At 64.8% G+C, this 19,740-nt stretch carries 21 protein-coding genes; 8 read left to right on the forward strand and 13 right to left on the reverse strand.

Features of this window, described 5'->3' with window-relative positions; all coding sequences use genetic code 11:
- Positions 1 to 99 precede the first annotated feature (99 nt).
- Positions 100 to 441: a hypothetical protein gene (locus EI171_RS37925; RefSeq protein WP_161536312.1), complete on the forward strand. Its 342-nt coding sequence runs from the start codon at positions 100 to 102 to the stop codon at positions 439 to 441.
- Between the two features lie 44 nt (positions 442 to 485).
- Here the strand turns inward: EI171_RS37925 and EI171_RS37930 are convergent, their stop codons facing one another.
- The 5 genes from EI171_RS37930 to EI171_RS37945 all read right to left on the reverse strand — a co-directional run bounded on the left by EI171_RS37930 (position 486) and on the right by EI171_RS37945 (position 4,224).
- Entirely contained in the window at positions 486 to 1,112 is a 627-nt protein-coding gene (locus tag EI171_RS37930) for a peptidoglycan recognition family protein (RefSeq protein ID WP_161536313.1), read from the reverse strand.
- 35 nt (positions 1,113 to 1,147) lie between these two features.
- Positions 1,148 to 2,359: a GGDEF domain-containing protein gene (locus tag EI171_RS37935; protein ID WP_161536314.1), complete on the reverse strand. Its 1,212-nt coding sequence runs from the start codon at positions 2,357 to 2,359 to the stop codon at positions 1,148 to 1,150.
- A 111-nt stretch (positions 2,360 to 2,470) separates the two neighbouring features.
- Positions 2,471 to 2,824 (reverse strand): hypothetical protein, encoded by a 354-nt coding sequence (locus EI171_RS45270; RefSeq protein WP_129557519.1) that lies wholly within the window; start codon positions 2,822 to 2,824, stop codon positions 2,471 to 2,473.
- Positions 2,825 to 2,955: 131 nt separating this feature from the next.
- Entirely contained in the window at positions 2,956 to 3,567 is a 612-nt protein-coding gene (locus tag EI171_RS37940; RefSeq protein ID WP_011090076.1) for a LysE family translocator, read from the reverse strand.
- Positions 3,568 to 3,849: 282 nt separating this feature from the next.
- Positions 3,850 to 4,224: a response regulator gene (locus tag EI171_RS37945; protein WP_011090077.1), complete on the reverse strand. Its 375-nt coding sequence runs from the start codon at positions 4,222 to 4,224 to the stop codon at positions 3,850 to 3,852.
- A gap of 129 nt (positions 4,225 to 4,353) precedes the next feature.
- Between EI171_RS37945 and EI171_RS37950 the strand changes: the two genes are divergently transcribed.
- On the forward strand, positions 4,354 to 5,199 hold the full coding sequence (locus tag EI171_RS37950) for an SDR family oxidoreductase (RefSeq protein WP_011090078.1): 846 nt from the start codon (positions 4,354 to 4,356) through the stop codon (positions 5,197 to 5,199).
- A gap of 209 nt (positions 5,200 to 5,408) precedes the next feature.
- Here EI171_RS37950 and EI171_RS37955 read toward each other — a convergent pair whose 3' ends face one another.
- Complete coding sequence (locus EI171_RS37955; protein WP_011090079.1) at positions 5,409 to 6,215, reverse strand: lytic murein transglycosylase; 807 nt, start codon at positions 6,213 to 6,215, stop codon at positions 5,409 to 5,411.
- Positions 6,216 to 6,371: 156 nt separating this feature from the next.
- Here EI171_RS37955 and EI171_RS37960 point away from each other — a divergent pair, with 156 nt between their 5' ends.
- The 4 genes from EI171_RS37960 to EI171_RS37975 all read left to right on the forward strand — a co-directional run bounded on the left by EI171_RS37960 (position 6,372) and on the right by EI171_RS37975 (position 9,255).
- Complete coding sequence (locus EI171_RS37960; protein WP_011090080.1) at positions 6,372 to 6,899, forward strand: hypothetical protein; 528 nt, start codon at positions 6,372 to 6,374, stop codon at positions 6,897 to 6,899.
- Between the two features lie 114 nt (positions 6,900 to 7,013).
- On the forward strand, positions 7,014 to 7,958 hold the full coding sequence (locus tag EI171_RS37965; RefSeq protein WP_038965435.1) for an OmpA family protein: 945 nt from the start codon (positions 7,014 to 7,016) through the stop codon (positions 7,956 to 7,958).
- A 195-nt stretch (positions 7,959 to 8,153) separates the two neighbouring features.
- Positions 8,154 to 8,501: a hypothetical protein gene (locus EI171_RS37970; RefSeq protein ID WP_028172863.1), complete on the forward strand. Its 348-nt coding sequence runs from the start codon at positions 8,154 to 8,156 to the stop codon at positions 8,499 to 8,501.
- Positions 8,502 to 9,018: 517 nt separating this feature from the next.
- Complete coding sequence (locus tag EI171_RS37975) at positions 9,019 to 9,255, forward strand: hypothetical protein (RefSeq protein WP_011090083.1); 237 nt, start codon at positions 9,019 to 9,021, stop codon at positions 9,253 to 9,255.
- A gap of 105 nt (positions 9,256 to 9,360) precedes the next feature.
- Here EI171_RS37975 and rpoD read toward each other — a convergent pair whose 3' ends face one another.
- Together rpoD and dnaG are read right to left on the reverse strand one after the other, a co-directional pair.
- Entirely contained in the window at positions 9,361 to 11,520 is a 2,160-nt protein-coding gene (gene rpoD, locus EI171_RS37980) for an RNA polymerase sigma factor RpoD (RefSeq protein WP_161536315.1), read from the reverse strand.
- Positions 11,521 to 11,894: 374 nt separating this feature from the next.
- The gene (gene dnaG, locus EI171_RS37985) at positions 11,895 to 13,892 is read right to left on the reverse strand and encodes a DNA primase (RefSeq protein ID WP_161536316.1); all 1,998 of its coding nucleotides are present in this window, start codon (positions 13,890 to 13,892) and stop codon (positions 11,895 to 11,897) included.
- A gap of 280 nt (positions 13,893 to 14,172) precedes the next feature.
- Between dnaG and EI171_RS37990 the strand changes: the two genes are divergently transcribed.
- A complete protein-coding gene (locus EI171_RS37990) occupies positions 14,173 to 14,736 on the forward strand; it encodes a chlorite dismutase family protein (protein WP_011090086.1) in 564 nt (187 codons plus the stop codon).
- An 83-nt stretch (positions 14,737 to 14,819) separates the two neighbouring features.
- Here the strand turns inward: EI171_RS37990 and EI171_RS37995 are convergent, their stop codons facing one another.
- Together EI171_RS37995 and EI171_RS38000 are read right to left on the reverse strand one after the other, a co-directional pair.
- Positions 14,820 to 15,218: a gamma-glutamylcyclotransferase gene (locus tag EI171_RS37995; protein WP_161536317.1), complete on the reverse strand. Its 399-nt coding sequence runs from the start codon at positions 15,216 to 15,218 to the stop codon at positions 14,820 to 14,822.
- Between the two features lie 260 nt (positions 15,219 to 15,478).
- Positions 15,479 to 16,390 (reverse strand): transglutaminase family protein, encoded by a 912-nt coding sequence (locus EI171_RS38000; RefSeq protein WP_161536318.1) that lies wholly within the window; start codon positions 16,388 to 16,390, stop codon positions 15,479 to 15,481.
- A 90-nt stretch (positions 16,391 to 16,480) separates the two neighbouring features.
- On the opposite strand from EI171_RS38000, the gene EI171_RS38005 reads away from it, so the two are divergent.
- Positions 16,481 to 17,284, forward strand: coding sequence for an N-formylglutamate amidohydrolase (locus tag EI171_RS38005; protein ID WP_161536319.1), 804 nt, complete (start codon positions 16,481 to 16,483; stop codon positions 17,282 to 17,284).
- Between the two features lie 21 nt (positions 17,285 to 17,305).
- Here EI171_RS38005 and EI171_RS38010 read toward each other — a convergent pair whose 3' ends face one another.
- From EI171_RS38010 to EI171_RS38020, 3 genes are all read right to left on the reverse strand, one after another.
- Positions 17,306 to 18,289, reverse strand: a complete 984-nt coding sequence (locus EI171_RS38010) for a DUF3592 domain-containing protein (RefSeq protein WP_060912921.1) — start codon at positions 18,287 to 18,289, stop codon at positions 17,306 to 17,308.
- Positions 18,290 to 18,371: 82 nt separating this feature from the next.
- Entirely contained in the window at positions 18,372 to 18,992 is a 621-nt protein-coding gene (locus EI171_RS38015; protein WP_161536320.1) for a LysE family translocator, read from the reverse strand.
- A gap of 224 nt (positions 18,993 to 19,216) precedes the next feature.
- Positions 19,217 to 19,732 carry a hypothetical protein gene (locus EI171_RS38020; protein ID WP_371740551.1) on the reverse strand — a complete coding sequence of 172 codons (516 nt, stop codon included), beginning with the start codon at positions 19,730 to 19,732 and terminating at the stop codon, positions 19,217 to 19,219.
- Positions 19,733 to 19,740 lie beyond the last annotated feature (8 nt).

Consider the following 19,740-nt stretch of genomic DNA (forward strand, 5'->3'; position numbering starts at 1 on the left):
GGCATATTTCGCAGCGATGCCGGCGAGGCACCTTGAACGCCCGTGACGGGTCGCCCGACACACTCTTGACGGGCCACATCCAGAGAACGGACACGCGCCGTGTCGATCATTTTGCAATCCACCGTCGGAGGCTTCTCCGCCCAGTTCATGCGCAAGCTGCCGCTGGTCGAGCAGGCGATGCGGGAGCACGGGCTCGATCCCGCGGAGTTCGTGATCTCCAAGGACTACGCCTCGACCGCGACGATCCCGATCATGGGTCCATTCTTCTTTAACTACAGTGTGTACTTCGGCGACGAGACATTCACCGTCACCGAGCCGAACGACATGGTGTTCCTGGACTACTTCTTCAAACGCGTGCTCGCAGCGGACGAGCCGCCGGAATTGCCGCAGCGGCCGGGTTTGATCCGGCGGCTGTTCGGCTGGATGGCACAGCCGGTGTAGCCTCTCCCGTCATTCCGGGGCGCGGCCCCGGAATGACACGCGAGCTACTCCCCCCATGTCCTCGCCAGCATCGCGAGCCAGCAGCCTTCGCAATAGCGCGCGTCCTTGTAGTCGATCCAATTGTGCGCATAGACGCGGTCGAGCGGGATGTCGTAGCGCGCACGCAGCACCTGGACGAGGATCTTCCACGCCGCGACCTGCGCCTCGGTGGGACCGGCCGCAACATCGGGATAATTGCCGGCGAACTCGACGCCGATCGAATTGTCGCGCACCACCTGGCGATAGGTCGGTCTGTTGTCGATGTACTTGTTGTCGTTGCGGTTGGCGCCGTCGCCATGGGTCGGCACCAGGTTTTCCGCGACCGCCCAATAGACCGTGCCGTCGGTCTCGACCCAGACCGTGACGCCGCGCCGCGTCGGGTTCTTCGACTGCTCCGCCGCGCCGCCGCGGGCCGAGCCCGCCGGCCCCTCGGTCTGGTGCACGATGATGTTGCGCCAGGAATGGGCGCTGCGGACGTCGCCCCACGGCGCCAGCCAGACGATCTTCAGGCCGGGAATATCGGGCGTGCCGGAGGCGCGCGCGAGCTTTGCGAGTTCAGCGTCGGTTGCGGCGGCGGCGGGTGCGATCAGGAGGGCGGCGAGAATGGCCGCGAGCAGGCGAGACATCATCATTAAAGGTCCAATGCGGACCCGAGCCTAGCACGCTGTCAGGCGAAATTGTGCGCGGCTTCGCCCATGCCGTTCGGCTCGGGCGAGAGCGGCGGTGCCGGATCGTAGACGGCAAAATCGTTCTTGCCGTTCTTCTTGGCGGCATAGAGGGCGTGATCGGCATGCGCGATCAGGCGGTCCGGGAATTGGCCGATGCCGGGATCCCATTGCGCCGCGCCGATCGAGATCGCGATCGGGATGTCGTTGCCGTTGCAGGCCGCAGCGTCCCGACGGCAGACCTCGAGCACACGGCGGGCGATTGCGGCCGCCTCGCGCAAGGAAGAGGACGGCAGCACGACGCAGAACTCGTCACCGCCGGTGCGGGCGAGCATGTCGCCGGGCCGCAGCCGCGTCTGCGCCATCAGGGTGAAGTGCTGGAGGCAGGCATCGCCCGCGGCATGGCCATGGGTGTCGTTGATGGTCTTGAAGCCGTCGAGATCGATCACCAGCAGCGAGAACGGCTCGCCGCTGCGCTCCGAACGGGCGCATTCCTCGGACAGTCGCTGCAACAGATGGCGCCGGTTGGCGACGCCGGTGAGATCGTCGAGCAGCGCGAGGTCGGCGACCTCGCCACGCAGCCGGTCCATCGCCATCAGGAGGAAGCCGAAATTGAGCGTCATCGACAGGAACAGAAGCCCCAGCACCATGACGGCATGGGTCTGACCGCCGGCGACCGCCGAGAAATCGTGGCCGAGCAGATTGCCCACCGCACGGGCAAGGAAGATCGCAATGATGGTGATGATGACGATGCCGGCCAGACGGGCGCCAGGATTGACGTGCCCTTCAGGCGGCAACAGCAACAGACGCAGCGACAGCACCAGCGGCAGGGCCTGGCCGATCGTGTAGCTGAGCATGCGCAGCTGCATGTGCTCGAAGCCGACCATGAAGAAGACGACACTGCCGATGCTGATGATCCCCGTCGCAGCCATAACGCGCCAGGAGACCGGCCGGTCGAAGAAGCGCTGAATGCCCATGGCGGCAAAGCAGCTCGCCGCAATGATACCGGTGGCCCCGATGAGAAGCGGCACGGGAGAGGCGACGAACAGACGGATCAGCGCCGCCATCGCGCCGGCCGCGCCGACGAAGGCCGATGCCATCCAGAACCGTGCGGCCGCGAATTTCGGATAGGAACGCGTCACGTAGGCCCAGATCAGGCCGAGCGCCAGGAAGTTGACGACGAAGACCGTCCAGAGTGTCGGTACGTTCAGCATGGCGCGTGCGGCAAGCGCAGCGCCCCGCCCCCCATTACTGGTAGCCGTCCGTCCATAACCCATCCCCGTTTTCTTGCGGGGAACAATGCGCGGGTTGCACTTAACGGAGTCTCACTGCGATCCTTCAAAGCGCGCCTTTGGTTTTGGATTCGTGAACGGCGCGCGGATTGTCGGATCGTTAGGCATGTCGCCATCGGCCTCGTGCGGTCGTATCGCGATCCGCCGCGGAGCGGATTCGCGGGCAAAAATCACCCGAAAACGCATCTGAGCTGTGGATAACGTGATGACACAGATATGACGGCGCGGGGCAGAGACCTGCGAATCTGCTGAGTTTGTCGTCGAGGATGTTGCGAGGCTGGCCCTCCGCCGAGCATCCCTCGTGTCGCGTTCCACCATTAACCCTTGAGAGGATACTATGGCTAAGAAAGCGAAGAAGGCGAAGAAGGCGACAAAGAAGAAGGCCAAGAAGGCCGCGAAGAAGAAGTAGCCAGCATGTTCTTTGCCCGGGTGGAGCCCGCTCCGCCCGGGCGTCGGGTAAGGCTAAGAGAGTTTGAAGATGGCGGGCGCGAGGCCCGCTTTTTTATTGGCTGGAGAAGCTACCGCTCGGCAAACGCGAGCTTGGCGCCGAGTGCGGCAAATCCCGCCGCAAAGCTGCGGCGCAGCCAGGTCATCACCGCTGGGCGGGAGATGACGCGCTCGCGCACGGATGCGGCGCAGAGGCCGTAGACGACGAACACCGCAAACGTCATCGCCATGAAGGCGCCGCTCAATTCCAGCATTCGCGCCAGCACATGGGCCTCGTCCGCCGCGATGAACTGCGGCAGGAAGGCGAGGAAGAAGATCGACAGTTTTGGATTGAGGATGTTGATCAGGAAGCCGGTGACGATGACCCGGCCGCTCGACCGCTCCTTGATCTCGCCCTCCACCGCCAGCGCACCCCGCTCACGTAGCGCCTGCCAGGACATGTAAAGCAGATAGAGAACGCCGCACCATTTCAGCGCGGCGAAGGCGAGCGCGCTGGTGTGGAGCACGGCGGCAAGTCCCAGCATGGCGGCAACCATGTGCGGCACGATCCCGAGCGTGCAGCCGAAGGCGGCAGCCAGGCTGGCGCGGGAGCCGCGCGTCAATGCCGCGGCCAGCGTGTAAAGCACGCCGGTGCCGGGCGAGGCGACGACGATCAGCGAGGTGAGCAGGAAGGACCAGGTCATGAGCAGACCCTACCACCCCGCCTCACGGCAAGAAAGCGGCGCCCCCGGGATCAGCCGTCAGGATGACGGGGTGCGAACAGGCCAGCCCTACAGACAAGGCAATTCCAACACCGTCACCCTGAAGTGCTCGCCTCTTCGGCGAGCCTCGAAGGGTGATGGCCCGGCTGCATCTCGGCCGTTCATCCGAGGCTCGCCACACGACGCTTTGCGCCGCGCGGCTTGCACCTCAGGATGACGAGGTGAGAACTGGCCAGCCCTACAAACAAAGCGGTTCTGCCCCGGTCAGACCACCTGCGCGATCTCGGCCTCGCGCAGCACGTCGAGCGGCGCCCAGGGCTTGGCCCAGAATTTGGCGCCGTCGGGCAAGGGTTGGTTCAAGGGGCGGCCGGAGGTGACGACGACGTCGAGCTTGGGATTGCGTCCCTTGGCGACATGGGCGAGCTCGACGCCGTTCATGCGGCCGGCAAGCTGCACGTCGGTCACCATCAGGCAGAGCGCGCCTGCGCTCTTCTCGAGCACGCGCTCGGCCGCTTCGGCGCTCTCGCACTGGATGACCTGATAGCCGCTCTCTTCCAGCAGGAGACTGAGCATTTCCCTCTGCATGGGGTCGTCTTCAACGACGAGTGCCGTTGCAGGAAATGGTCTCGATTGTCCCATCGGCGACTCCCAATGCTGCCTGTCTTCGTCCAAGTAACTTACGTTAAGGAGCCAACTCGAATACGGTTCGGTTCCATTCTGAAAAAATGTAAATCATAGTTCCAAAATCGGAGCTTGAGGGGGGGATCCATGACTGCGATTCGCGGCGCCGCCGCCATCACGGGAGCTGCAAGCGGCATTGGCCGCGCACTCGCCATCGAACTCGCCCAGCGCGGCTGCGACCTTGCGCTCGCCGATCGCGACGAGGCCGGGCTGAAGGCGCTCGCCGCCGAGATCGGCGAAGGAAGCGAGAAGGCACGTAAGGTCACCGTGCATCGCGTCGACGTCAGCGAGCCCGGCGACATCGCGCAGTTCGCAAGCGAAGCAACAGCGGCGCATCCGTCGCTCGGCATCCTCGTCAACAATGCCGGCGTGGCGCTGCTGGGCACCTTCGAGGAGATCAACCAGGCGCAGATGGAGTGGCTGTTCGACATCAATTTCTGGGGCGTGGTGCACGGCACACGCGCCTTTCTGCCGCACCTGAAGACGATGGAAGCGGCGCATATCGTCAACGTCTCGTCGGTTTTCGGCATCATCGCCCCGCCGGGACAATCGGCCTATGCCGCGGCCAAATTCGCCGTGCGCGGTTTTTCCGAGAGCGTGCGGCACGAGCTCGCGGTCGCCGGAAGCCCGGTGAAGCTGTCGGTCGTGCATCCCGGCGGCGTCGCCACCGCGATCGCGCGGAGCTCGCGCACCGGGGTCGGCGTCACCGACAATGCCCGCCGCTCGCAAATGATCGAGCGGTTCGAGAACGCGGCAAAGACCACACCAAAGGACGCCGCTCTGCGCATCATCAAGGGCATCGAGAGGAACGAGCCCCGCATCCTGATCGGCAACGACGCCCGCTTCATGGACCTGCTGCAGCGCTTCCGCCCGGGGACGTACTGGGCGCCGTTGCAGCGGAGGCTGGAGAAGATGGCGAAGGGGAAGAAGTGAGTGTGATGCGACGCCGCCCTCCGCACCCACCGTTGTCGTCCTGGCGAAAGCCAGGACCCATAGCCACCGAACTCAGTTTGGCGAAGGCGGGCAGTTACTCAGCCAATGCAAGTGACTGAGAGCCGTCGTAACAATTACTCCCTGAGGTAATGGGTCCTGGCTTTCGCCAGGACGACGATGGGGAGTGCCCTCGCAGCCGTCTCCCACCCTCATTGCCCCGCCAGCCGATCGGCAAAATAGCCGATCGTCTTGCGATAGATCACCGCCCTGTTCCACTCCCGCATCGCCTCGAAATTGGCGGTGCCTTCGCCGTAGGGCTGGCCCATCTTGAAGCCGCTGGTGTGGAGCAGGTTCGCGGTCGAGGCGAGCACGTCGGGCACGCTGTGGCGCAGGTCCACGTGACCGTCGCCGTCGAAATCGACGCCGTACTTGATGTAGGACGACGGCAGGAACTGGGTTTGGCCGATCTCGCCGGCATAGGCGCCGATCAGGTCGCGCAGCGGCAGGTCGCCGCGCTGCACGATCTTGAGGGCGGCGAGCAGCTCGCCCTGGAACAGATCGGTGCGGCGGCAGTCATGCGCGAGCGTCGCCAGCGTGCGGATCACCGGCAGCTTGCCGATGTCGCCCTTGCCAAAATCGCTCTCCAGCCCCCAGATCGCAACCAGGATATAGCGGGGTACGCCGAACTGCTGCTCGATGCGCGAGAGCAGCGCGGCGTGACGCTGCAACAGCGCCTTGCCGCCATTGATGCGGCCCGGCCCGACGCGGGTCGAAACATACTGCTCAAAGCTCTTGTTGAAGGTGTAGCGCTGGCGCCGGTCGAAGGCGAGCACGGCGCCGTCCTGGGTGATGCCGCTGAACGCCGCACTGGTCACGCTCGCCGAGACGCCGGCTCCTTGCGCTTCCGAGGCCATGCCGGCGACGAAGCCGTTGAAGTCGCCGCCGCAGCGCGCGGCCTGGGCCGGGCCGCCGGCCAGACCAACGAAGCAAGCGGCGGCCAGAGCGTATCTCAGCATGTCGAGCGATCCCCCAAAATCCCAGTGCGAAGCAGCGCGCGATCATGCCCGGGAAAGCGGCAACCGTCAAAGCGGCGCGCTTGATCCGCATCAACGTGTCTCACGCCCCGCTTTCTAGATTGAGCGAAACACGAGAGCCTCCCAGGAGACTAGCCTATGACCGGAATTACCTTGACCGCCGAGCAGATCCGCAATGCGCCCGCCTTGGTGCGGCAATGGATCGAGCAGGAGGTGATCACCTCGCTCGGCCTTGCACCGCGGACGCCTGCGGCCGCGCCGCCGCAGGCCGCCCATCTCGTCGCCTGCAGCGTGGAGGACATGGCCGGCGTGCTTGAGCATGTCCGCGGCGTGTTTCCCGCCGTGAACGTGCTGTTCGAGCTCGGCCGTCCCGGCATAAGCATCGGCCAGCCCGCAGTGATGACGTTCCGCCTGATGGACATCCTGCATCACACCCGCCTGCAGGACGTCGGCCAGGTCATGACCTGCCTGGAGATGCTGAACCAGGCACTGACCGAGGTGAGGAAAGACCCATCGGTGCGGTTCTGCGGCTTCGACAATGAGGGCCATTGCCTGATCGCGCCGCAGACCCAGACCAGCATCGCAACGCTGTGGCAGACCATGATGGAACGCCAGCAGGCGGCGCAGGCGCCCGAGGCCGGCAGCCGGATTGCACCGGCGGCTTGAAACGGGCGGCGGCTTTCCGGACAATCGGCAAGGGAATGGGCCGCCGGTGAGAACCGGCGGTATGGTGCAGGCGACTAACGTCTGCGCCCCCTCCTCAACCGATAGAGAGTGCCGATGCCCGCGCCGCGAAACATCCCCGGATCGCTCGTCCTTGCCGCCCTGCTCTGCCTTCTCGCCGTCACCACCGCGACCGCGCAGACGCGCGATGTCGCCGGCAGCCGCGACTATCCCGGCATCGGCCGGTTCGCCGGCAGCGTCATCACCGGCTATGTGGTGAAGGATTTTGACGCCGCGCGGATGCAGGCGGCCGCCTTCAAGGACGGCCAGCCGACCGATGCGCGGCGGCTCGAGGGCCGCGTTGTCCGCATCGCCTATCGCACCAATCCTGGTCCCTCGATCCTGGAAGTGTCGCGCAATTTCGAGACGCAGCTCGCGAAAGCCGGCTTCGAGACCCTGCTCGCCTGCGACACCGACGCCTGCGGCGCCATTCCCTTCACGGAAAACATCGACACGCTGCCGATCCCGCAGATGTGGGTCGACGGCTTCAACTACCGCTACTTTGCCGGCCGCAAGAGCGAAGGCGGGCGCGAGACCTATGCCAGCGTCATCGTCAGTCAGAACAACCAGGATATCTATGCGCAGGTCACCGTCGCCGAGCTCGGCGCCATCGCGAACAAGATGGTCGATGCCGCCGCGATGGCGAAGGGCCTGGGCGAGACCGGCCACATCGCGCTCTACGGCATCTATTTCGACACCGACAAGGCCGTGCTGAAGCCGGAGAGCCGCCCGACGCTGGAGCAGATCGCAAAGCTCCTGACCAGCCAGCCGCAGCTCAACGTCTTCATCGTCGGCCACACCGACAGCCAGGGCGCCTACGAGTACAATCTCGACCTGTCGAAACGCCGCGCCGAAGCGGTCGCCGCCGAACTCGCGAAGAGCTTCCGCATCGCGCAGGCGAGACTGCGCACCGCCGGCGTCGGCCTGCTCGCGCCAGTCGGCTCGAACGCGACGGACGCCGGCCGCGCGCTGAACCGGCGGGTGGAGCTGGTGGCGCCGTAACGCCCAACGCTCGTCATTCCGGGGCGCCCGAAGGGCGAACCCGGAATCCATCACGCAGCAGAGTTGGCGGGTAAATAGATTCCGGGCTCGCGCTAACGCGTGCCCCGGAATGACGGATGAGAGAGTTACCGCTATAGTATCGATGCTCGCGCGGCGCCGTCAGTGGTGCGTTGAGCCAGCATGAGGCGAACCGCCATGCCCAACAATCAGCAACCTAAACCAACCCGCCCCGCCCTGCTGCGCATCCCGCTCTTCCGCCTGCTCGCCATCAACCTCGCGATCGGCGCCTGCGCCGCGGCGCTTCTCGTCGGCGGCCTGCTCTGGCTCAACCCCGGGCATCTGCGCGAGCTGATCCTCGCCGACCGCGCAGGCGGCGTTGCGCTTGTTCTGCTGCTCGCTTCGTTCCTCATCACCTTCGGTTCCGCCGCGATGGGCAGCGCGATCATGGCGCAGGGACGTAAGGAGGATGATAGCGGGCGCGGCGGCGGACACCAATCGCCGCTCGCCGTCCAGGAACTGGCGCAGCGCAGGCGCACGCATTGAGATGTGCACCGCGAAGATGGAACTCGTCCGCACCGGATCACATTGTCGGCACGCAAACGGGAACACGTGCAGCCCGACGCGCCTCGCTACAAGCGCGTAACTCTCGCTGCATCGCGAGAGCGGACAAGATGAACAAAGTGATTTTATAGTCCAAGCAATTGTTTCGGCGCGCATCGAAACCAGAGATCGCGATCGACGCATATCTGATGCGCTCACTGCGACACCAACGCTGCGGCGATTTATCTTGCCACGGCATGGCGCGAGTTATATTATTCTATTCTAGGTTGTCGCCCCGCCAGCCCCGGGCGACACTGAAGACCCAAAATAAACGGCGGGCTTTTCGGCCCGCCGTTTATTGAGGAAGGGCCGCAACGGACCTTACGAAGCGCCGGGCGCATCCATTTCTTGAAATCAGATTTCGCCGATCGATGGCACGGAGACCTCCGCAGGCCGCGGCTCCATGCTGACAACCCCCAAAGCCATTTGACTATGGCGCCCTTATCGACGACAAGCCGCCATGGCCAAGAAACCCGGGACCAATCCCAAAGGCGAGTTTGCCTTCTTCAACGTCGTCTATGAGGACGGCTCCCAACGCTCCAACCGGCGCGTCCCCGCGGAATTGCTCGGAGGCCTCGAGGGCGACGAGCCCGCCCGCGGCTTCATCATGGAGCAGGACCGCGAGATCGCCGAAAAATCCGGCCGCCCGCCGCTGGCGATCAAGGAGATCGAGCGGGTGGGGGTGAAGAAGAAGTAGGACTTCGAGTGCGACGCGTCAGCACAAACGAAAAACGGCGGGCTTTCGGCCCGCCGTTTTCGTTTGGATGGATGCCCGGGTCAGGCCCGGGCATGAGAATCCGAATTAGTTATCCAGGAAGCTCCGCAGCTTCCGGCTCCTCGACGGATGCTTCAGCTTGCGCAGCGCCTTGGCTTCGATCTGGCGAATACGCTCGCGGGTCACCGAGAACTGCTGGCCGACTTCTTCCAGCGTGTGGTCGGTGTTCATGCCGATGCCGAAGCGCATGCGCAGCACGCGCTCTTCGCGCGGAGTGAGCGAGGCGAGCACGCGCGTGGTGGTCTCGCGCAGGTTCGACTGGATCGCGGCGTCGATCGGCAGGATCGCGTTCTTGTCCTCGATGAAATCGCCGAGATGCGAATCCTCTTCGTCACCGACGGGGGTTTCGAGCGACAACGGCTCCTTGGCGATCTTGAGGACCTTGCGGACCTTCTCCAAGGGCATGCCGAGCTTCTCGGCGAGCTCTTCCGGGGTCGGTTCGCGGCCGATCTCGTTGAGCATCTGGCGCGAGGTGCGCACGATCTTGTTGATCGTCTCGATCATGTGCACGGGGATGCGGATGGTGCGCGCCTGGTCGGCGATCGAGCGGGTGATCGCCTGCCGGATCCACCATGTGGCGTAGGTCGAGAACTTGTAGCCGCGGCGGTACTCGAACTTATCAACGGCCTTCATCAGGCCGATGTTGCCTTCCTGGATCAGGTCGAGGAACTGCAAACCGCGGTTGGTGTACTTCTTGGCGATCGAGATCACGAGCCGGAGGTTGGCTTCCACCATCTCCTTCTTGGCCTGGCGGGCTTCGCGCTCGCCCTTCTGCACGGAGTGCACGATCTTGCGGAACTCGACGATCTCCAGGCCGGTGAGCGCGGCGAGTTGATGCACCTCGTGGCGGAGGTCCTTGATGCGGTCCTTCTCGTGGTGGACGAAGTTCTTCCAGCCCTTGGCCGACAGCTTCGAGACGCGGTTGAGCCAGCGCGGATCGAGCTCCGAGCCGGTGTAGTTGCGCAGGAAATCCTCGCGCGCGACGCCGTGGCTGTCGGCGAGACGCATCAGGCGGCCCTCATGCGAGACGAGGCGCTTGTTGATGTCGTAGAGCTGCTCGACGAGACTGTCGATACGCGCCTGGTTGAGGCGCAGCGACTTCACCTCGACGATGATCTCGTCCTTGAGCTTGCGGTACTTGCGCTCCTGGTGCGGCGAGAGCGAGGGCCCATGCGAGGTGCTCTCGAGCTGGTTCTGGATGTCCTGCTCCTGAAGCTTGCGCAGCTTCTTGTAGCTCTCGGCGATCTTGTCGAAGATCTCGACGACCTTGGGCTTGAGCTCGGCCTCGATCGCCGCAAGCGACATCTGGTTCTCGAACTCGTCGTCCTCGTCCATGTCGGCTTCGGCGGCGGCCTCGCCCGGATCCTTCTCGGCCTCGGCGCCGTTGCCGACGGCAGGCGCGGCGCGGAACGGGGTCGGCGCCGGCGGCGCGGCGGGCGGGGCGACATGCGCGGGCGCAGCCCCGGTCACTGCAACCGCTTCGCCGCCCTCGGCCGTGGCTTCGCCGTTCTCACCGGTGGGGCCGCCGATCATCGCGGTGTTCATGCCGCCCTTGGCTTCGGGGCCGGCATAGGTCGCTTCGAGATCGATGATGTCGCGAAGGAAGATCTTGCCTTCGTTGAGTTCGTCGCGCCAGATGATGATGGCCTGGAAGCTCAGCGGGCTTTCGCACAGCCCTGCGATCATCGCCTCGCGGCCGGCCTCGATGCGCTTGGCGATCGCGATTTCGCCTTCGCGGGAGAGCAGCTCGACGGTGCCCATCTCGCGCAGATACATGCGCACGGGATCGTCGGTGCGCTCGCCCGGCTCGCTCTTCTTGACCTCGGTGACGGCCTTCTGGGTGACCTCGACGAGCTCGTTGTCGGTCTCGTCCTCGCCGCCCTCGTCCTTGTCTTCCTCGCCTTCGCTATCGTCGGCTTCGGTGACGTTGATGCCCATGTCCGAGAGCATGGACATGATGTCCTCGATCTGCTCGGGCGAGGTCTGATCGGACGGCAACACTTCATTGAGCTGATCGAAGGTCACGAAGCCGCGCTTCTTGGCCTGCTTGATCATCTTCTTCACGGCCGCGTCGGACAGATCGAGCAACGGCGAGGGCGCGTCCTGGGAATCCTTCTCGGGAGCATCCGCTGCCTTGTCGTCTTTTTCCTTGTCCTTCGCCTGCAGCGTCTTTGCCTTGGTGGCCATCCATTGCTCCTAAACGCGTTTCAAACAGACGTTCGCCGCGCCTGCCTGAAATCACTTGAACCTGTTGCTCGACGCTCTCGCTTCGTCAGCTCTCGACACGGAAAGGGCGGCGCGCACATCTCTCGCCACCCCCAACTTTCTCTCGCCGGATTTGCCTAACGCTTCGTGAGCCTCTTTGTCGCAGCGGATGCAGGTGTAGTGCCAACAGTTCTCGCGCGGATTCATTCCTGACGCGTCTGTTCTGCCTGCGGCCGCCTCTGGGCCAAAGTGCTACAAGACCGTTAAGCCTCGATTAACCCTGTTTTTGCCGCCAAACCATGGATTTGGCGAGTCTTTTAGCGGTTCCGGCCCCGGCCGTCCGCATGATTCTTTCATCACACGCTCTTCTGGAACCGGCCCGACAGCTCGCCAAAACCCTCGATCAGGGCCTCGGTGCCGTCGACTTCGCCTATCCGAGCCTTGACGTCACGCAGCCACGCCAAATTGGCCTCGCTGGGGTCCTCCCCCAAGGCCAGCTCGGCGTCCTTCAGCTCTCTAAGTAGTGAATGCCATTGCCGATGCAAGGCAACCAGCTGGTGCCAAGTGGAGAGAACGTCGTCCCGTGCCGCGCCTTCCCGCGCGCCCCACACCGCCGCGGTCGTGATGCCATTCTCAACCCTTTGAAGAAGCTGAGAAAATCCTCCCTTTTCGATGTCGGCCCGCATCTTCTCGGCCAGCTCGCCAGGGTCCGGCGAGTGGTGATGGTCGTTGGCGAAAGCGGCGATAATGCCGGCGCGGAGCTTGTGGGCCTCCGGATGGGCGAATTCCAGGGCGGCAACCTCCTCGAGGTGCTCATGCAGCAGCCAGGGGTGGTTGATCAGGCATTGCAGGATCAGGGCCTCCCTGCGGGAGATGACGCTGCGCTGGCCCTTCATGATCGGGCTCATCGCGAGCTGGGGGCTCGCCGCCTGGTAGGGGCCGGAGGGTAGCGGGGTGGGGCCGGGCGCGCCGCGGAACCCCTGGCCGCCGAATCGATTCGCCTGCCCGCCGCTCCGCGGCTGGAACGGGCGGCCGCTCTGACCGGGGCGGAAATTGCGGCCGGCAAAGCCGCCGCGCCCGCTCTCGGGCGCAAACGTACGCTGAAGCCGCTCGGCGAGATCCTGGCGATAATAGCGCCGCACCACCTCGTCGCGGATGCCGCCCGCGAGCTCCTTGATGCGCGCCTCCAGTGCAGCGCGCCGCTCGGGGGTGGCGAAGTTGCCGCCTTCGAGCTCGCGCGACCAGAGCATGTCGGCGAGCGGACGCGCCGCCGCGATCACCTCTTCCATCGCGCCACGCCCGCCGGAGCGGACAAGATCGTCGGGGTCCTGCCCTTCCGGCAGCAGCGCAAAGCGCAAGCTTTTTCCGGGCGCGAGAAACGGCAAGGCGAGATCGGCCGCACGATAGGCCGCCTTCTGGCCGGCCCTGTCGCCGTCGAAGCAGAGGATCGGCTCGTCCGCCATCTTCCAGAGCAGCGCGAGCTGGTTTTCGGTGAGCGCGGTGCCGAGCGGCGCCACGCTGCCTGCAAAGCCCGCGGTGACCATGGCGATGACGTCGACATAGCCTTCGACCACGATCAGCGTGCTGCCGTCATGCGTGGCTTTGCGCGCGGTCTGGTGGTTGTAGAGATTGTCGCCCTTGTGGAAGAGCGGCGTCTCCGGCGAGTTCAGGTATTTGGCCGGAACGTCCTTCTCCAGCGCGCGTCCGCCGAAGGCGATGACACGGCCGCGCAGATCGGTGATCGGAAACATCACGCGATCGCGGAAACGGTCATAGGGCACGGGAATATCGTCGCCGCCGATCAGCAGGCCGGTCTCGACCATGTCGTCGACGGAGACGCCGAGCTTGCCGAGATGCTCCTTCAGCGCGAAGCGATCGGGCGAGGCATAGCCGAGGCGGAACTGCAATTGCGTCGCCGGCGAGATGGCGCGATCGGCGAGATAGCCGCGCGCCTTGGCGCCGACGCGCGAAGCCAGCGTTTCGGCGAAATACTTTGCCGCGAGATCCATGACGTCATGCAGCGAGCGGCGCCGCTGCTCCTGGCGCGCCGCATCGGGCGTCACCGCCGGCAGCGGCAGGCCGGCCATGCTCGCAAGCCGCTCGACCGCCTCTGCGAACGGCAGGCCGTCGGTCTCCATCACGAAGGTGATGATGTCGCCATGCTTGCCGGAGGAGAAGTCGTGGTAAAAACCCTTCTGGTCGTTGACGTAGAAGGACGGCGTCTTCTCCTGCTGGAACGGCGACAGCCCCTTCCACTCCCGTCCAGCCTTCTTCAGCTTGACGCGCTTGCCCACGACTTCGGAAACCGAAAGTCGGGCACGCAGCTCGTCGAGGAATTGGGGCGTGAAGCGCATGGGGGTGTGTCTAGCGCGAAACCGTGTGAGTCGGGCGAAGGATCAGGGATATAGGTGCGGCCCGCCCAAAAGTCAGGTTTGTCAGGCTTATCCGGGTTATTCGACCTATGCACAGGCGCCGTCTCCCCGAGGCGCCCATCCCGTCACCCCCGCGCAATGGCGAAGCCATTGTCGCTGGAGGCACTCGCCTCTTCGGCGAGCCTCGAAGGGCGACGGAACAGGTGGCCGGGAATGACGCGAAAAGCTTGAACCTAACCCGGTTCCACGCTTCCATATCCCTATGTTCAGGACCTTTCGAGGCGGCCACAGCGGGGGCTGGCGCATCACCTCGATTTCGCCGGTGACGGGCGAGCCCCTGCCCTTCATGCCGGCGCTGTCGGTCACCGACAGCGAGGCGGTCTCGTTGCCGCTGGTGCCTTCGCGCAATGCGTGGCGGCTTGCCGGCGTGCCCAGCAGCTTGCGCTACACCGAGCGCGCCGAGAAGCAGCAACTCGTGGCCGTGCAGGCCGGGCTCGGCCGGCTCGAGGCAACCAGCGCGGCGCTGATCCCGATCCGCAAGTCGCAGGCCTGGTGGGAGCTGACGCAGGAAGAGCGCCGCAGGATTTTCGAGGACAGATCGCACCACATCGCCAGCAGCCTGCGCTTCCTGCCCGCCATCGCGCGGCAGCTCTATCACTGCCGCGACCTCGGCGGCCCCTTCGACTTCCTGACTTGGTTCGAGTTCGCCCCCGCGCACGCCTCGCTGTTCGAGGAGCTGGTGGCGATGCTCAGGCGCACCGAGGAATGGACTTACGTCGAACGCGAAGTGGACGTGCGCGTGGTCAAGGAAGTGCTGTCGGCCTAAAGCGCGAAGAGATCGCGCTTTAGGTTATTTTTTTTGAGCATGATCTTGTCGGAAAACCGCTACGCACTTTTCCGGATCATGCTCTAGTGCTCCAGGAACCGCCCCGACTCGATGCGGGGCAGATCGGCGACGGGCCAGTTGTAGACATAGGTCCAGGCCTTGCCGGCGGTGCCGTCCGGCAGCGTCACGTCGATCAGCTTGCGCAGATATTCGGTCGGCTGCGGAAACCCCTCGCCGCAGGCCTCGTACATGTCGAGCTCGCGCAGCAGCTCGTCGGGCACGCGCATGTGGAACAGCTCGCCATGGACAAGGTCGGACGGCGCATCCGACAGCAGCAATCCCGGATAATGCTTGATGAGAAAGAGCCGGCCGCGGCAGGTCGCTTTACCCAGAAATTCCGCGTGGCCGGCAAGCAGCCGCGCCATCGGATGGTCGAAGCCACGCATCAGGGTGCCATAGACGAAGAGACGATCGGAGGTCATGGGGTGTCTATAACTGTGAATTTTGCGGAACGACAGCGTTGCACATTCGATGTCGTCCTGGCCTAGTGCGCAATTGCGCACGGGGGCCAGGACCCATTACCCCGGGGAGCCGTTTGGCGAAGACTCGTCGTTCGGTACGGCTACCGTTCGCAATCGATAGATTCCGCGGTATGGGTCCTGGCTTTCGCCAGGACGACGTTGGAGAGGCGTTGTGCCCGCCTTGCCGCGTAGGCGATCTCGAAGCCGACCCCGATGTCCACCTATAAGACTTCTGCCTCCAGCTCCTGGTCGTTGTCCTGGTCGTCCGAAACCACCTTGATGTTCACGTCCATGGCTTCGAAGGCATCCCCGGAGCCGATATAGACGCCGTGCAGCGGGATCGCCTGGCGCGGATCGCGGGCGACCGCGACCCGGATCAGGTCGCGGGTGCCGACGATGCCGTTGGTCGGATCGAACTCGATCCAGCCCGCGCTCGGCAAATAGACCTGCACCCAGGCGTGCGTCGAACCGCCGCCGACGTGCCGCTGCTCGATATCCTCCGGCACGAAGATGTAGCCGGAGACGAATCGCGCGGCGATGCCGAGCTGGCGCAGCGCCTCAATCATGAACAGCGCATAGTCCCGACAAGTTCCTGTGCCCGACTGCAAAGTGTCGAGCGGATGCTGCGTGCCCAACTCGTGGCGCTTGCGGTATTTGAACTGCCTGCGGATGCCGTGCGTCATGCCGCTCAAGATCTTGAAGGTCGGCGTCGGCGCGTCCTCGTCGAGGAAGCCGCGCGCCCACTCCGCGATCTCGCCGTCGGGATCGGTGTATTGCGGCGTGATGTACTGGACGAGATCGGGGAATTCCTCGTCGTCGTAGACGAAGGGATAGAAATAGGCCGGATCGTCCGGCGTCAGCGCGAACTCCTCCACCGGATTGTGCTCGACGGTGACATGCCAGTCGAAGATCAGCGCGTCCGCGCGCTCGTCGAAATTGGCGATCGCGACCGAATTGCCGAACACGTCGTGGATCCAGTGCAGCGACATCGGCTCGGGCGAGATTTCGAGCCTGGAGTCGAGCACGCGCAGATCGTGCCCGTCGCGCGGACGGAGCATGATCCGGTGTTCGCCGAACGCCACGGGGCGGTTATAGCGATATTCGGTCTTGTGATGAATCGTGAGCAGCGGCATCGTGAGGCGATCATGGTGACTTTGGGCGGATCAATCTATAGCGATTCTGCCCGATTCTTGGGGTGACTGCATTTTCCATAGGCAATCAGGATGGCTTTAGACACAGCCGACGCGACCGATCAACTGCTCGGCGAGGGTGACATTCCGCCAGTGCATGAGGTGAATGCGGCGGGGGCATCGCCCTTTCTGCTCACCGCGGATCACTACGGGCGGGTGCTGCCGCGCGCGCTCGGCGATCTCGGCGTCGCCGAGAACGAGCTGACGCGGCACATCGCCTGGGACATCGGCATTGCCGGCGTCGCCGAGCGGCTGGCAGAAATGCTGGATGCGCATCTGATCGCGCAGCGCTATTCGCGGCTCGTGATCGACTGCAACCGCCCGCCGGGCGCCGTGAGCTCGATTCCCGTGATGTCGGAGGCAACGGCAATCCCGCGCAATGAGGGCATCTCCGCGGGCGAGCGCGCGGCAAGGCGGCGCGAGATTTTCGAGCCCTATCATCATCGCATCGATGCCACGATCGGCCGCCGCCTGCACGACAAGCGGCCGACGGTGCTGGTGTCGCTGCACAGCTTCACATCGGTCTATGCCGGTGTTGAGCGGCCCTGGCATATCGGCGCGCTCTACAACCGCGACACGGTGCTGCCGCAGCTCCTGATCAAACATCTACGCGCCGAGAGCGATCTCGTCGTCGGCGACAACGAGCCCTATGCGGTCAACGACCTCACCGACTACACCATCCCCGTGCATGGCGAAGCCCGCGGCCTCGTCAACACCGGCATCGAGATCCGCCAGGATCTGATCGCGGACCAGTCCGGCCAGCAGCAATGGGCCGAGCGGCTGGCGCGGATCTTTGCGGAGATCGAGCTGGGGTTGCGCGCGGAGAGGGTGGCATAGCCAGCCAGGCCGGCGCTGCGGTCAACCGCCACGCGTTGCCACGAACACCGCGAGCGCGGCAAAGATCGCGGCGATGCCCCACAGCACGTAGGCGATGCGGCCGTCGCCGCGGGCGTCGAGCGTGGCCTCGGCCGGATTGTCGGGATTGACGCGGACCTCGACGGTCGCGCCGTCCTGATAGCGTGACATCAGCTTTCGCAGCATCTCGTCAGACGCCGACGTCGTTCCTGCCGCGACGCGCGCGCATTCATTGGTGTAGCTGACGTTCTGATAGAGGTAGGTGTAGGTCACGCGCTTGCCGAACATCTCGGTGCCGCGGCGCTCGCCCGGCTCGCTCGCCTCGTGATATTCCTCGATTCCCGACAGCTTGATCGTGCCCGGCACGGTCGGCCACCGCGTCGCCATCGAGGCCTGCCGCTGCACGGCCCACGCCATCAGCGCGATGACGAGGCCGAACGCACCGAAGGCGACGACCAGGCCCGCGAGATCGGGCCGTGCGACGTGATGGGCGAGATATTGGTAACTCTGGTTGAGACCGAAGGCCGAGCCGAACACGATGGCGAGCACGACCACGGTACCGATGCCGAGACAGCCCCATAGGCCTTTGGGCAGATCGCGCTCCAGCACGGCCTGATCGGGATGGCGCGGATTGTAGTAGACGGTGACGATGCTGCCGGCGGGATATTTCGCGAGTTTCTCGGCGACCTGGAAATTGCCGAGGTCTTCGCCGATCGAGATGCGGTTGTTGCGCAGCTTGCGGCCGCCGACCGAATACTCGTAGGTCACGTTGGCGAAGTTGCGGTTCTCCATCCGATAGCCGTCTTCGCGCTCGTCGTCGGACACCCTGACCTCGCGCACCTCGGCAACTGATGTAACCACCTTGCCGGGCGCCTGCGGCCAGCTCCGCGCCTCGCGCGCCTGCCAGGTCTTCACGACGGCGGCAATCAGGATCAGCGCGAGCGGCGCAAGCAGCATCGCGTAAACGAGCGGGGGCAGAGCAGGCACGGCAAAATCCTTCGTCAGCGGCAATGCCCGATTGGACGCATTGCCGCCGCGAAGGGTTCAAACCAAACCGGCCTCTGGAAGGTTATTTCGCCCTGGTCAGCGCCAGCCAGATGCCGCCGCCGATCATGAAGCCGCCGGAGATGCGCGACATCATCCGCGTGCGGGGAGCCGAGAAGAATTTTCGCGCGCGGCCGGCTGCAATCGCGTAGAGCGCGTCCGTCATCGCCGCGGTGACCATGAAAGTTGCGCCGAGCAGTGCGACTTGCGGGAAGTGGTCGCGGTTCATGTCCATGAACTGCGGGATGAAGGCACCGAAGAACACCAGCACCTTCGGGTTCGATAGCAACACCAGGAAACCTTGCAGGAAGAACCCGCCGCGCGGCGGCGGAGGCGGCTGGTCGACATTGACGCCCTCGACCGGCGCCCAGATCAGCTTGATGCCGAGCCAGACCAGATAGGCGGCGCCGGCAAAGCGCACCCAGTCGAACCAGTAGCCCATGGTCGCCATCAGCGACGTCAGGCCGATCGCAACGATGCCGATCACGATGGCGAGCCCGGCCTGCGCGCCAAGGACATTGGTCAGCGCCGCACGCGTGCCGTGACGCAGGCCGTTGGCGATGACGAGGGTGACGATCGGACCCGGCAGCAGCGCCAGCGCAATGCAGGCGGCGACGAAGGCGAGATAGGCTTGCATGGACATCATGGAGGGACTCGGCTGAAAGCGGTTGAAGGCATTAATGCACGGGAAGGACGGGAACGGAAGACAGATGAGCGCAGTGTGCCCGCCCAACCACCGGTGTCATACCCCGCGGAGGCGGGGTATCCAGTACGCCGCGGCTTCTCGGTATCCCACGAGCGCCTCGGAATACTGGATCACCCGCTTTCGCGGGTGATCCAGCGGAGAACGTGGCGCGGGTCGCGCCCCCCTCACCGCCCATCCAACGCGGCGGCCATCCATTGCTTCATCTCCTCCGTTTCCAGAAACACGAGCGCGGCACGCTGCACGGCATTCGCCTCGCCCGCGCCTTGCGCCACCGCGACGAGCAGATCGCAGCGGCGCGACAGCGCGAGGCCGGCGGCGGCATGGCGCGCGCCGTCGGGCATGTCGAGATCGTAGTGCCTGATGCGGCCCTGCATGGCCGCGATGCTCACGGCCTCGCCGGCCGCGACAGGCGTGAAGCGCGGACTGATCAGGTCGATATCGGTGACGCGGTCGACCTCGTCATCATCGGCAACGCCGGTGTCGCAATTGCAGAAGCCGCGCTTGGCGCGGACATAGAGCTCGGCGCCATCGCAGCCGCCCGCCGTACAACGGAACGCGCGGCCGGCGGGCCAGCCGTCGCGGGGGAACGGCCAGCTCATCTCCTGCCAATGCCCGGCGCGTTCCGTCGCATGGACACGCAGACCGGGCAGCGCGCCGAGGGCGATCAAGGCCACCAGCATCCTCGCCC

The organism is Bradyrhizobium sp. LCT2 (assembly GCF_009931255.1).
Taxonomy (GTDB): domain Bacteria; phylum Pseudomonadota; class Alphaproteobacteria; order Rhizobiales; family Xanthobacteraceae; genus Bradyrhizobium; species Bradyrhizobium diazoefficiens.